At 68.6% G+C, this 12627-nt stretch carries 13 protein-coding genes; 8 read left to right on the top strand and 5 right to left on the bottom strand.

What is annotated here, in order from left to right; translation table 11 throughout:
• Window positions 1-58: 58 nt before the first annotated feature.
• Window positions 59-664 (bottom strand): TetR family transcriptional regulator, encoded by a 606-nt coding sequence (locus BM199_RS10445; RefSeq protein ID WP_091672420.1) that lies wholly within the window; start codon window positions 662-664, stop codon window positions 59-61.
• Between the two features lie 93 nt (window positions 665-757).
• Here BM199_RS10445 and BM199_RS10440 point away from each other — a divergent pair, with 93 nt between their 5' ends.
• The gene (locus BM199_RS10440; RefSeq protein WP_245788271.1) at window positions 758-1954 is read left to right on the top strand and encodes an FAD-dependent oxidoreductase; all 1197 of its coding nucleotides are present in this window, start codon (window positions 758-760) and stop codon (window positions 1952-1954) included.
• A 34-nt stretch (window positions 1955-1988) separates the two neighbouring features.
• On the opposite strand, the gene BM199_RS10435 is transcribed toward BM199_RS10440, so the two are convergent.
• Window positions 1989-2570 carry a TIGR03086 family metal-binding protein gene (locus BM199_RS10435; RefSeq protein WP_091672418.1) on the bottom strand — a complete coding sequence of 194 codons (582 nt, stop codon included), beginning with the start codon at window positions 2568-2570 and terminating at the stop codon, window positions 1989-1991.
• A 62-nt stretch (window positions 2571-2632) separates the two neighbouring features.
• Here BM199_RS10435 and BM199_RS10430 point away from each other — a divergent pair, with 62 nt between their 5' ends.
• From BM199_RS10430 to BM199_RS10420, 3 genes are read left to right on the top strand one after another with little or no spacing between them, the layout of a single operon-like run.
• Window positions 2633-3376 (top strand): helix-turn-helix domain-containing protein, encoded by a 744-nt coding sequence (locus BM199_RS10430; RefSeq protein WP_177242562.1) that lies wholly within the window; start codon window positions 2633-2635, stop codon window positions 3374-3376.
• Between the two features lie 57 nt (window positions 3377-3433).
• Window positions 3434-4273 carry a metalloregulator ArsR/SmtB family transcription factor gene (locus tag BM199_RS10425; protein ID WP_091672415.1) on the top strand — a complete coding sequence of 280 codons (840 nt, stop codon included), beginning with the start codon at window positions 3434-3436 and terminating at the stop codon, window positions 4271-4273.
• Window positions 4270-4869: a dihydrofolate reductase family protein gene (locus tag BM199_RS10420; RefSeq protein ID WP_091672413.1), complete on the top strand. Its 600-nt coding sequence runs from the start codon at window positions 4270-4272 to the stop codon at window positions 4867-4869. Before BM199_RS10425 ends, BM199_RS10420 begins: the two co-directional genes overlap by 4 nt.
• Window positions 4870-5131: 262 nt before the next feature.
• Here BM199_RS10420 and BM199_RS10415 read toward each other — a convergent pair whose 3' ends face one another.
• From BM199_RS10415 to BM199_RS10405, 3 genes are read right to left on the bottom strand one after another with little or no spacing between them, the layout of a single operon-like run.
• Window positions 5132-5698 (bottom strand): TIGR03086 family metal-binding protein, encoded by a 567-nt coding sequence (locus BM199_RS10415; protein WP_091672412.1) that lies wholly within the window; start codon window positions 5696-5698, stop codon window positions 5132-5134.
• A gap of 1 nt (window position 5699) precedes the next feature.
• Window positions 5700-6188 carry an SRPBCC family protein gene (locus BM199_RS10410; protein WP_091672410.1) on the bottom strand — a complete coding sequence of 163 codons (489 nt, stop codon included), beginning with the start codon at window positions 6186-6188 and terminating at the stop codon, window positions 5700-5702.
• Window positions 6185-6553, bottom strand: coding sequence for an ArsR/SmtB family transcription factor (locus BM199_RS10405; RefSeq protein WP_091672408.1), 369 nt, complete (start codon window positions 6551-6553; stop codon window positions 6185-6187). The genes BM199_RS10410 and BM199_RS10405 overlap by 4 nt, the downstream gene beginning before the upstream one ends.
• Before the next feature lie 413 nt (window positions 6554-6966).
• Here BM199_RS10405 and BM199_RS10400 point away from each other — a divergent pair, with 413 nt between their 5' ends.
• The 4 genes from BM199_RS10400 to BM199_RS10385 are packed head-to-tail and all read left to right on the top strand — an operon-like array spanning window position 6967 to window position 12600.
• Window positions 6967-7197: an acyl carrier protein gene (locus BM199_RS10400; RefSeq protein WP_091672406.1), complete on the top strand. Its 231-nt coding sequence runs from the start codon at window positions 6967-6969 to the stop codon at window positions 7195-7197.
• Window positions 7191-10325 carry a non-ribosomal peptide synthetase gene (locus BM199_RS10395; RefSeq protein ID WP_091672404.1) on the top strand — a complete coding sequence of 1045 codons (3135 nt, stop codon included), beginning with the start codon at window positions 7191-7193 and terminating at the stop codon, window positions 10323-10325. The genes BM199_RS10400 and BM199_RS10395 overlap by 7 nt, the downstream gene beginning before the upstream one ends.
• The gene (locus tag BM199_RS10390) at window positions 10319-11044 is read left to right on the top strand and encodes a thioesterase domain-containing protein (protein WP_218160327.1); all 726 of its coding nucleotides are present in this window, start codon (window positions 10319-10321) and stop codon (window positions 11042-11044) included. Before BM199_RS10395 ends, BM199_RS10390 begins: the two co-directional genes overlap by 7 nt.
• Window positions 11041-12600: an AMP-binding protein gene (locus BM199_RS10385; protein ID WP_091672402.1), complete on the top strand. Its 1560-nt coding sequence runs from the start codon at window positions 11041-11043 to the stop codon at window positions 12598-12600. The genes BM199_RS10390 and BM199_RS10385 overlap by 4 nt, the downstream gene beginning before the upstream one ends.
• The last annotated feature ends 27 nt before the right edge of the window (window positions 12601-12627 follow it).

The following is a 12627-nucleotide window of genomic DNA, read 5'->3' as shown; positions in this document are numbered from 1 at the left end:
CTGGGCGACAGTTCGCGGCACACGGGGTGCACGTCCGGGCGTCGGCAGCGGAGGGGAGTCAGCCGCCGACAGGCCGTCTCGTGGTGACGTTCGTGATCAGCGCGTTGACCGTGTGCTGGATGCGCGCGTGGACGTCCGATTCGGAATCGACGGTGAGCACGAGGTGGTGCAGTGCGCCGACGAGCGCAAGGGCCAGCCACTCGGGCTCGGCGGTGGCGGCGACCCGGCCCAGGCGCTGCTCCTCGGCGAGGTACCTGACGGCGGCGCTCTCGATCGCGTCGAGACCAGCGGTCCTGTCGCCGAGTACGGCGCGGACCGGTCCGGACAATGCCGGCCGAGTCACGAGGAGCCGCGCCAGCGCCAGGACGGTGACCGGCGGTGTCGAAAGGAGAGCGTCGCACAGGTTCCCTGCGACGCTTCCCGAGCCCGCCCGTTCCGGCAGCGTCGCCGCTTCGGCGGAGACCAGGAAGGCGCGATCCACGGCGTATGCGGCCAGGAAGTCGTCGAGATCGGCGAAGTGGGCGTACAGCAGCCCGGTCGCGACCCCGGCCTCGCCAGTGACCGCCCGGCCGCTGAGCCGGGCAGGCCCGTCGCGGACGATCACCTGCTCGGTGGCGGCGAACAGTTGCTGCCTGAGCTCCGGTATGGCGACACCTCTTGGCACGCCCCGAGTCTACGGAACCCCACCTTGCCTTCAGTGTGAACACATGCTCATACTTGGTTTGAGCAGGTGTTCATTCTGATGGCGGGAGCAGTGGTGACGAGCAATGACGCGGGTAACGGCGTACGGGCGCGACGAGCGGTCGTCGTGGGGGCCGGCATCGCCGGTTTGGCTACGGCGCTGCGACTACGCCGGGCGGGATGGGACGTGCTCGTGGTGGAGCGTGCCCCGGGGCGCCGCAGCAGCGGATACATGGTGAACCTGACCGGACCGGGCTACGACGCCGCGGAGCGTCTCGGGCTACTGCCCGAGCTGGAGCCGCGGGATCTCGGTTTCTTCACCTCGATCCTCGTGAAGGCCGACGGCAGGGAGAAGTTCACGGTCCCGCAGGCGATCGCGCAAGCCGCGCTCGGCAAGCGGGCCCTGTCGGTGTTCCGCGGCGATCTGGAGTCCGCGCTGTACGAGGCGGTACGCGAGATCGTCGCGATCCGCTTCGACACCACCGTGCGTGCGGTCGGCCAAGATGGCCCCGACGTCGAGGTGGTGCTGAGCGACGGCACGTCCGAGCGCGCCGACCTCCTTGTCGGCGCCGACGGCTTGCACTCCGGCGTCCGCGAACTCGTGTTCGGTCCCGAGTCCGATCTCCGGGTGGACCTGCGGCACGTGGTGGGGGCGTTTCCCCTTGACCGGCTTCCGGAGGACGTGCCGGAGGGGGCGGGCGCCACGTTCATCGGGCCGGGGCGCACGGCGGCTGTGGTCAACCTCGGACCGGGACGGTCCTCGACGTTCTTCACCTACCGGGCCACTGATCCGGCGGCCGAACTGGCACGCGGACCGGTGTCGGCGCTCACGGCGGCGTTCGGGGACCTGGGCGGGGGCGTGCCTGACGCGTTGCGGCAACTCGAGGCCGACCCGGCCGGTGCCTACTTCGATTCCGTCAGTCAGATCGTGCTGGACGGGTGGAGCCGGAATCGGGTCGTACTGATCGGCGACGCGGCCTGGTGCGTGACGCTGTTCGCGGGCTACGGCGCGGCCCTCGCGCTCGACGGCGCCGACCGGCTGGGCGCCGCGCTGGACGGGCACGGCGACGACATTCCGGCGGCGCTGGCCGAATGGGAGGCGGGGCTGCGCCCTGAGGTCCGCAAACGACAGGCGCTGGCCCGCAAAGGGATCAGCCAGTTCGCGCCGCCGAGCAAGGCGCACGTCCTGGCACGCGATCTGACGATCCGGGCCATCGGGCTCCCGGGGATTCGCGGCCTGGTGCGGCGCTCCATCGAGCGCGCGAACCGGTGAGCCGGTCGGTGCGGTGCTGGTCCGGTGGTCGTCGTCAGGGCGTCCAAGCCGGGTCGCGCCCGGTGAGTCCGAGTACCCGGTCCACAGTCGACGAGGAGGCGGGCACGGGTACCTCGGGCCCGTAGGCGCCCATTTCCCGGCCCAGTGTGGCGGTCTTCGTGACCTCCTTGTGTACTTCCCCGGCGACGTCGTCCGCCACGACCAGGTGCTGGCCGGTCGCCTTCGCCAGGTCCCATCCGTGCACGACCAGCTCGCTCAGGACCATGCCGCCGACCAATGCCGCGGGCAGTTCCGTCGGGCCGCCCATGTGGGTGGTGCCCGCCCATGCGCGGGGTTTGCTCCAGGCGTCGACGATGCGGTTCAGCTGCGTTTCGACGTCGGCGGCCCAGTCGCCGCCGGTCAGGTCCACCGCCGAATCCGACTCGGCGGGCGGAGGCACTGTTTCCTTACGTGCGGCGCCTTCCAGCGAAGGCCCCCAGAACAGCAGGTGGTTCAGCAGCCTGCGGACGTCGTACTCGGCGCACGGTGTCGGCGCATCGAGTTGGTCCGGCTTGATGTTGCGAATGATCTCCAGCAGGGGAGTGGCGGCGCGAGCAGTCAACTGAGTGTCGGACATGGCGCCACGCTAGCGACGCCGTGCCGCGGGTGTCTTGAACAAACGCGACATAGACTTTCGGCGTGAGCAGGGATGCCCGTGAGCTCGGAAGCGCGTGGCGGAGATTCCAGCGTCACACTTTTCCCGCGCCCGCGCCGGACCTTGCGCCGTTCGTCGAGTACTACTGGATGGTCTCCTGGAGCTACAGCGAGCCCTACCGGCAGCTGGTCGTACCCCGGCCGAATGTGCACCTGACTTTCCGGGACGGCACCGCGATCGTGAACGGTGTGGTCAGTGGACATCGGATCAAGGTGCTGGAGGGCGAAAGAAACATCTTGGGTGTGGCGTTCCGGCCGGGGTGCTTCCGCCCTTTCCTCGGCGCGGCCGTCTCCACGATCACGGACCGCTCGGTCGACGCGGGCGAGGTCTTCGGTCCGGGTGTCCCGGACGCCCGCGACGTCGAGACGGTCGAACGGTTCCTCAGGGCGCACCTTCCCGAGCCGGACCCCAGGGCGCAGCGGGCGGCTGACGTGGTCGGGAAGATCGCCGCCGAACCGGCGATCACGCGCGTCGGCGCGCTGGCGAGTGATCTCGGTACGAGCGTCCGGCAGTTGCAACGGCTGTTCGCCGAGTACGTGGGCGTCGGGCCGAAGTGGGTGATCCGCCGCTACCGGCTGCACGACGTGACAGAACGACTGGCCGCGGGTGTGGAGGTCGACTGGGCCTCCCTCGCCGCCGAACTCGGCTACGCCGACCAGGCGCATTTCACCCGGGACTTCAAGGAGATGTTCGGCGAGTCCCCGACCTGGTACGCCGCACGGTACTAGCAGCAGAACAAAGAAATTCCTTGACGAGAATATTCTGATGAGTGAATACTCTGCCTCATGGACCGGATCGCATCAGCACTCGGGGACGCCGCGCGGTGGCACATCATGGAACTCCTCGCCGAACGTCCCCGGTCGGTCGGTGAACTGGCCGAGTTGACCGGTTTGCGGCAGCCGCAGACCACCAAGCACCTCCAGACCCTCGCCCGAGTCGACCTCGTCACCGTCTTTCCGCTCGGGCAACGTCGCGTCTACGCGGTCGAGGCCGCGCCACTGGCGGCTCTCGCGCGTCGACTGCGGGAACTGGTCGAGGCAACCGAGGCGCACGGGAGCGAGCGAGACGTCATCGCGCGCTACCGCGCGGCCATCGACGCGGACTCCGCGGTCGCGGACCGTCAGCGGTGGGCGGACGGGCGCGCCTTTTCGTTCGAGCGCGTGCTGCCCGCGCCGCGGGAGTTCGTCTGGCGCCATTGGGTCGATCCGGACCTGCTGGCGTCCTGGTGGGCCCCGCCGTCGATGACGATCACCGACTGCGCTCTCGAGCCGAGGGCGGGCGGGCGCGTCGTTCTCGAGTACCGCGATGCCGAAGGGCGCTACCGCTCCGAAGGAAAGGTCCACACCGCGAGCAAACCAGAGCGCCTCGCGTTCGACCTCTCGGTGCTGGACGCGTCCGGGGCGATCTCGTTCAGCGGCCACTACGACCTGACGCTCACCGCGACCCGGAACGGCACCCGGTTGCGGCTGGGCCTGCGCATCACCGACACGACGGTCGGGGCCGTCCCCTACATCGCCGGAATCGAAACCGGCTGGGGGCAGGTGCTCGACAACCTCGCCGACGCCGTCGGCGCGTCCCACGGCACCACCAAGGCGCGGACCAAGGGAAAGGAATCACCGTCATGACCAACTCGACCGCACGCAGGGTGACCGCGAACATGAATCTCACCCTCGACGGGCGCTACAACGGCCCCGGCGGGCCCGGCGATCTGAGCGCGATCATCCCCTATGCGACCACCGAGGTCGCGCGACGTCATCTCGACCGCATCTGGCAGTCGGCGACGACAGCGCTGCTCGGCAGGCTCAATGCCGAGGGGTTCATGGGCTTCTGGCCATCGGTCGCCGGGGACGAGAACGCCGACCCGCGTGATCGCGGCTACGCGAAGTGGTTGGTCGGCGCGGAAAAGGTGGTCCTCTCGACGACTCTGACCGAGGCACCGTGGGAACGCACCCGAGTGGTGAACGCACCCGCCGCGGACGTCGTCACCGACCTCAAGGCCAGCGGCGAGGGCGACATTCTCGTCAACAGCAGCGCGAGCGTCATCAAGGCGCTCCTCGCGGCGGACCAGCTCGACCGGTTGTATCTCATGATCAGCCCCGAGATCGCCGGAGGCGGGCGGCGACTGTTCGAAGACGACCTGCCCGCGTCGAAATGGACGCTCACCCTTCAGGAGACCGGCGAGCTGGGCGAGATCGCCATGGTCTACGACCGCGCACGCTGACGGACTCGGTGTCCCCGTGGACACCAGTTCCGAGCGGGGAGCGCCCCCGCACCCCGCGACCCGCACCCCGCGACCCCCCTCGCACTTTCCCGGGAAAGTGCGAGGGGCCGGGGTCCGGGACCAGCGACGGCGCGTTTCCTGCCGCGCACTTTCCCGGGAAAGTGCGCGGGGTTGGTGGCGAAGCACCATCCCGGTGAACCGGCACCGGACTGTCGGTCGCGGTCGCGGTGTGCGGTGTGCGGTCGCGACCGCGGTCACCGCGTCATTGGTGCCAGGCCGGGTCGCGGCCGATGAAGGCCATCAACCTGTCCTGCGGGGAGGCATCGGCGGCGACGGGCACAGCGGAACCGAACTGCCCGCTGTCGCGCAGCATCTGCTCCATCGGCTCCATGGCCGCCAGCGCGGCGCGGCAGCGCTGCTGGCCGAGGTCGGGCTCGTGGCCGAGTGCCTTCGCGAGATCCCAGGTGTGCATCCAGATATCCGCGGTGTAGAACTGGTCGATCGCCTCGTCCACGGGCTTGTCGCCGGTGTGCGGATTGCTGAGCACCCGCCCTCCCGGCTCGTCGAGGATGGCCTGGATGTCGGTCACGTGCTGCTTCCAGGCGGCGACCGGATCGGCCTCGACGTCCAGGGCGGGGAGCTCGATCCCCGCGCCCTGCAGGAAGCCACGGGACCACTCGACCAGGTGCTTCACGATGTCGAGAGCCGTCCACTCCGCGACCGGGCTGGGCCGGGCCCAGTCCCCGGCCGAGGCGGACTCGACCAGTTCGGTGAACGGGGCCGCGTCGTACGCGTGCTGCTCGGCCGGACTCTTGGACGCGGACGGCATCTCAGGCCTCCTTCGCGAGCAACTCGTCGAGCTTGTCGAAGCCTTCGCTGACCCCGACGTCCATGCCGCTGGACAAAATGCCGTCGCGGGTCTCGAAGTCCTGCACCACGCTCAGCACCCGTAGCCGAGTCCGCCCGCCCTCGAGCTCCTCGAAGGTCAGCGTCTCCAGCGCGACTCCGTCGGGCGCTCCTTCGTAGGTGAAGGTCCACACGATCCGCTCGTTCGGCCGCACCTCGTGGAAGCTGCCGTAGAAGGAGGCGATCTCCTCGCCGTCGCGATCGTTGGCGAACGCCCAGGCGCCGCCCGTTCGGGCGTCCCATCTGGTGACCCTCGTGCTCACCGAGCGCGGCCCGACCCACTGCGCGTACAGGTCGGGATCGATGTGGGCGCGGAACAGTCGCTCGGGATCCGCGTCGAACTCCCGGACGATCTCGATGGTGGGGACCTTCTCGTCCGCCAGGATCTCGGTCTCGTGCTTGGTCGTGTTCATGATGCTTCCTCCGTGTGAGTGTGCTTCCGGTCCTTGTCGTCGGCCATCCGGCCCAGCAGGGCGTCGAGGCGCCGGTAGCGCTCCTCGGCCTCCCTGCGATAGCGCTCGATCCACTTGGTCATCAGGTCGAACACCTCCGCGTCCAGGTGCACCGGCCTGCGCTGGGCGTCCCTGCTGCGGGTCACCAGGCCGGCCTCCTCGAGCACCTTCACGTGCTTGGAGATCGCCTGGAAGCTCATGTCGTACGGCTCGGCCAGCTCGCCCACGGTCGCGTCCGCGCCGGCCAGCCGGGCCACCAGGTCGCGCCGGGTCGGGTCGGCCAGTGCCGCGAACACCAGGTTGAGCTGCTCCGCGTTCTCGTCCACAGTCTTCCTCAACTCATCGGTTGAATAGGAATCTAGGACACCCTCGACTCGTTGTCAACCAGCTGGTTGAGAAAGTCGGCTGTGTGTCCTGCCGGCGCCGGGACCGCATGGCCAGGTTTGCCGTGTGACTTCTTCCCGGGGAACGCATGTATCCGTCACCAAACTAAATACTGTTTCGCACGAGAAATGGCAATCGAGTTGTTGATATCGGCATTGATCAATCTTCCAAAATGCTCGATTGTTTTCACGGCGCGGTTGGCCGTTACATTCGCGTCGAACAGCCGATAGCTTGACTTAAGTGCCTCGAAAGCCTGCAGCGGACTCTTTCAGGAGGTCCGCAATAGCGCGGTCGGGACCGAAAGCGGGACGGAAACCAGGAATCACCAGGATGATCTATCGCAGGGGGACGGGATATGCCCTTGACTTCGAATCTCGATCAAACAATCGAGAAGTACGCCACCGGGCGCTTCACCGACACGACGCCGTTGCTGGAAGCGGGAATCGAGTCACTGGCACTGCTCCGGCTGGCGGTCGAGGTCGTTGCCGACGATGACGCGGAGATCGACCTCGCCAGTCTCGTCGACGTGCGCACCGTCGGTGATCTCAAGGCCTGGCTCATGCGGTTGGCGGCCTCGGCATGCTGACCGAGACGCGACAGGGCATCCCGCTCACCGGTTCCCAGCAGGGACTGCTCATGGTGCACAACCGGGCCGCCGGGAAGCCGGTCTACAACATGCTTGTCCGGTTCGACCTCGATCCGCGCTACGGCGCCGCACAGGTCGAGGCCGCGCTCGCCGCGATGGTCGCCATGCAGCCCGCCCTCCGGCAGACCTTCGGCGTGCTGCCGGAGATGCACGCCCGGCTCACCCCGGCCCCCTCCGCGCTCCCGTGCGAACGGGTGGTCGTGGCACCGGCCGATTTCGAGGAAGCGGTGACGACCACGGCCCGCAAGATCGGCAGACCCGAGTTCGATCTGGAGAACGGTCCGGCGTACCGGTTCGCCACGGTGCGCGCGACCGACGACAGCGCGTCGGTGATCCTGCTGGCGGACCACCACATCATCCTCGACGGGCTCTCGGTCGGCCCGATGGTCAACGACCTGGAACGCATGCTGACCGCACCGCTCACTCCGGCGGAGATCGACGCGAAGGCCGGTCTGCGCGAACGCGCCTACCGCAAGGAAGTTTCGGCACAGCAACAGTCCTCGACCTCCGCGGATGCGCGTGAGCGGTCCGCGGCGTGGGCGGAGCGGCTGCGTACCGTCCCGCCGCTGGAGCTGTCGCCCCGGCCGGGGCGGCCGGCCCAGACCTCGTTCACCGGAGCGCGTGTGCAGTGGCGGCTCGACGACGCGGAGGCGGCCGCCCTCAACGGTCTCTGCAATCGGCTCGACGTCTCCCCGTTCGTGCTGTTCACCGGAATCTACGGCGCGGTGCTGGCCCGGCACGGCAACGTGGCGGAGGTACTCATCGGCAGCCCGTTCCTGGCCAGGCGCACCATCGGCGCCTTCGACCTGTGCGGGTTCTTCGTCAACACCCTGCCGGTGACCGTCCCGCTCGACTGGAACCGCACGGTCGCCGATCATCTATCCACAGTGGTCAGTGAATCGGTCGATTTCTGCCGGGCCAACACTGATATCAGCTTCACCCAGCTCGTCGCGGACGTGCGGCCGGATCGAACGACGAACCGCAACCCCCTCTTCTCGGCGATGCTGGCGATGCAGGACACGTTCGTGGGGCGGCCGGACGGGCCGGTTCGCCGGATCAGTGAACCCGGCAACGACACCGCCAAGTTCGACCTGTGGCTCGGCGCGACACCGGTTGACGGCAGCTGGCTGCTGGAACTGGAGTACGACCAGGAGCTCATCGCCCCGGCCGTGGCCGACGACCTGCTCGCCTCCCTGCGCACCGCGGCACGGCGGGCGTGGGACGACAGTTCCAGGCCGCTGGCCGAGCTGTTCACCGACTCGTCGGCAGCGACCAGCACCCGATCTGACGGCTGGAGTTCCCGTCCGCCGTACCCAACCCTGGTCGAGGGCGTCGAAGCGATGGCGCGGCAGAACCCGAACGCGATCGCCATCTCCGAACCCGGGCGGCAGCTGACCTATGCGGAGCTCGTCGGCGCGGTGGAGCGGGCATCCGGCGGACTCGCCGAACGTGGCATCGGCAGGGGCGACCTGGTCGGACTGGCCACCGACAACCTCGGTGACGCCGTGACCGCGATACTGGCGATCCTCCGTCGCGGTGCGGGTTTTCTGCCCCTTGACGAAAGCCTTCCTGGGGAACGCCTGGACTACATGGTCCGCAAGGCGGAATGCCGCCTGGTCGCCGGGCACGAAGTCGTTCCCGGAGTGCCCGCGGTGGCCATCAAGGAACTGGTGGCGGCCGAGCCAGGCGAGGCCGCGGGCGACCCGGACGGGGCGGTCTACGTGATGTTCACCTCGGGCTCGACCGGGGTTCCAAAGGGAGTTCAGATGGGACAGCGGTGGCTGACCCAGCTGGCTGCCTGGCAGGTCGACGCGCTGCGGATGGACCGCGACACCCGGTTCCTCCAGTACGCGCCGCTCGGTTTCGATGTGTGCTTCCAGGAAATCCTGCCGACCTTGCTCAGCGGCGGCATGGTGATCTCGCGGGGAGCGGCCGATCGACGTGACTTCCCCGCGATGCTGCGACGGATCGCCGAATGCGAAGCAACGCACGTGTACCTGCCGGTGGCGGCGCTGCGACCGATGTTGTTGCACGCACTGGACCGGGGAACGCGGTTGCCCGCGTTGCGCCAGCTCTGCGTCTCGGGTGAGCAGTTGCTGGTGGACGAGCAGTTGCGGGAGTTCTTCGTCCAGCACCCCCACTGCGAGCTGGTGAACCACTACGGCCCCACCGAAACTCAGGCCGTCACCACGCGCCGGCTTTCCGTGGCGGACCAGGTGTGGCCGGTCCACGTGCCGATCGGGACGCCGCTGCCCGGCGTGGCCGCGTACGTGGTGGACGTTACCGGGCACCTGGCCCCGGCCGGTGTTCCCGGCGAGTTGTACCTCGGTGGGCAATGCCTCGCGGACGGCTACCGCAATGATCCGGTGCTGACCGGGGAACGGTTCGTGCCGGACACCTTCGCCGGAGCGGGTTTGATGTACCGCACCGGAGATCTGGTGGTCCGCGATCACCGTGGTGAGCTGATCTACCTCGGCAGGCTGGACACCCAGGTGAAGATCCGGGGCAACCGGGTGGAACTCAGCGAGATCGAAGCGGTGGCGACCCGGGTGCTCGGGGTGCGCCAGGCCGTCGCGGTGGTCCATGGCGACGGCGCAGCCAAGGAGATCGCGCTGCTGCTGGTCCCGCATCCCGGTGCGACGCCCGATCCGGAGCGGGTGCGAACCCATCTCGCGGCGACACTGCCCGAATACATGCGGCCACTGTGGATACTCACGGTGCCCGAGATCCCGGCGACGGGAACCGGAAAGACCGACCGCGCGGCACTTGGCAGAACGGTCGACGAGTTACTCGTCGCTCAGCGGCGGGACAACGGCCCGGTGGTGGAGTATGCGAGCGAACTCGAACGTGAACTCGCGTCACTGTGGTCACGCGTACTCGGGGTCGACGGCATCGCCCGCGACCGGCCGGTGCTGGAGTACGGCGCGCATTCGCTGAATATTTTCACCACCTTCGCGGAGATCCAGCAGACCTACGGGGTCACCCTGGCGATGGGGGAGTTCTTCGCGTCGCCCACGATCGCCACGCTGGCCGCGCTGGTGCGTTCGGCACAGGTGGACTCGTGCTGACGGCGACGCAGCCCGGCCGGCTGATCACGTTGGTGCGCCGGGGATCCCGGCGCACGTGCGTGCTGCTTCCCGGGGCGGGCGGCGGCCTCGGGTACTACCTGCGGCTGGCGGAATTCCTCGGGCGGACCGGCAACGTGTACGGCATCCGGGCGTCGGGACTGGTGGCCGGTGAAGAACCCGAGAGCCGGGTCGGTGACATGGCGGACTCGGCGCTCCGGGCGCTGGACGACGCGGGGATCGAACCGGACCTGGTGCTCGGCTGGTCGATGGGCGGAGTGATCGGCTGGGAGATGTGCGTCCGGCTCGCCGAGCGTGGTGTCCGACCCGACCTGGCGCTGCTGGACAGTTCACCTCTGCCGCGCGCGGAAAGCGCCGACTCCACGAACTGGCTGCTGGACAAGGTCGGCGGCATGCTCGGCCCCCGCCCCGACAAGGAGAACGCGGCGCGGTTGAAACGCGTGCTGATGGGCCAGCTGAGCGCGGTCGCCGAGTACCGCGTCGACCGCTCGTACGGAGGCCGCGTGCTGCTGGTCACCTGCGCCGGCCCGGAGGCGACGCGAGAGCTGACCGTGGCCAACTGGCGAAACCTGGCGCCCCGCCTGCGTGAACAACATCTGGACGTGGACCACTACGAGGTGTTCAGGCCGGACAACCTGCCGGCTCTGCGCGACTCGCTGACGCCCTTCGTGACACCGGAACCATGGAGTCTGCCGCTATGACAAACCGTTCCCTCTTCGACTGGTTCCGCGCGTCGGCGCAGGCGTATCCGGACAACGTGGCGCTGGAGCTCGGCGTCGAAACCTTCACCTACCGCGAGCTGATGGGCGCGGTGGAGCAGGTTTCGGCGGTGATGCGGACAGCCCACGACGGCGTGCTCCAGCGGGTCGGGCTGATGACCGCGCGAAGCGTGCCAGGCTACATCGCCTATCTGGCGGCATTGCGGCTCGGTGCGACCGTGGTGCCGTTGAACCCGGCGAACCCGTCGGCTCGCAACCTGGACATCTCCGCGGCGGCGGAACTGGACCTGACCATGCTCGACGACACCGCTGGTGACGGGGCGGCGGACTACCGTACCCGGGCCGGTGTCGACATCCTCGACCTGACCGGGGACGGCTGGCGGCGGTATCTGCGGCCGGATTCCACGTTGGCGGTACCGCAGGTGGTGGAGCCCGATCCGGACGCTCCCGCGTACCTGATCTTCACCAGTGGCACCACCGGTCGCCCGAAAGGCGTGCCGGTCACGAACACCAACGTCTCCGCGTTCCTGACCGAGGTGATGAAGCGATACCGGTTCGGGCCCACCTCCCGTGGCGCGCAGACGTTCGAGATGAGCTTCGACGGATCGATACTGGCCATGTTCGGGACGTGGGGCGGCGGTGGCGCGGTGGTCGTCGCGCAGCGCGCGGACGTGCTCGCACCGGTGAAGTTCATCAACACCAGACACCTGACCCACTGGATGTCCGTGCCCTCGCTGATCTGGTTCGCCAAGCGGTTGCGAGCACTGGGCCCCGGCAGCATGCCCACCCTCCGGCTGAGCTCGTTCGGCGGTGAACCGCTGACCCTGGAACACATCGAGGCCTGGACCGCGGCCGCGACGAACACCACGGTCATCAACTGCTACGGGCCGAGCGAGTGCGCTTGCATCGTCACCGCCTACGAGGTGCCGTCCGACCCATCGTCGCTGGTCGAGACCTCGAACCGCTCGGTTCCGATCGGGGATGTCTTCCCCCGCCTGGAATACGCGCTGCTTGACGCGGACCTCCGTCCCGCGGAGGACGGCGAGCTCTGTGTGCGCGGCGATCAGCGGTTCCCCGGCTACCTGGACCCCGCCGACAACATCGGCCGCTTCGTATCCATTGTGGATGGTGAGGTGGAAGTCTACGACGGGAGCGCCCCGCTCACCGCCGAACACTGGTACCGCACCGGGGACCGGGTGCGCCGCGAGGCGGGCGAACTCGTGCACCAGGGCAGGGTCGACCACCAGGTCAAGGTGCTCGGCAACCGGGTCGAGCTCGGCGAGATCGAGAGCGCTCTGCGCAGGCATGCCGCCATCGCCGAGGCCGTGGTCGTCACGATCCCCGCCGTGGACGGGGAAGTCGACCTGCACGCCTTCTACCTCGGGGACCCGATCGCCGAGGACGAGCTGAGCCGGCTGGTCGCCGAACTGCCGCGGTACATGCGGCCACGGGGCTTCCACCACCGCGAGGAAATCCCGGTCACCGACAACGGCAAGGTCGACCGCAGGCGGCTCGTCGACGGATTCCTCAGCCGCTGAGCCGGAATTCGATTACCTGCGAGAAAG

The sequence above is a fragment of the Amycolatopsis marina genome, from assembly GCF_900111885.1.
GTDB lineage: Bacteria > Actinomycetota > Actinomycetes > Mycobacteriales > Pseudonocardiaceae > Amycolatopsis > Amycolatopsis marina.
The sequence above is the reverse complement of the archived record's forward strand: the minus strand, read 5'-3'. Positions and strand labels throughout refer to the sequence as shown.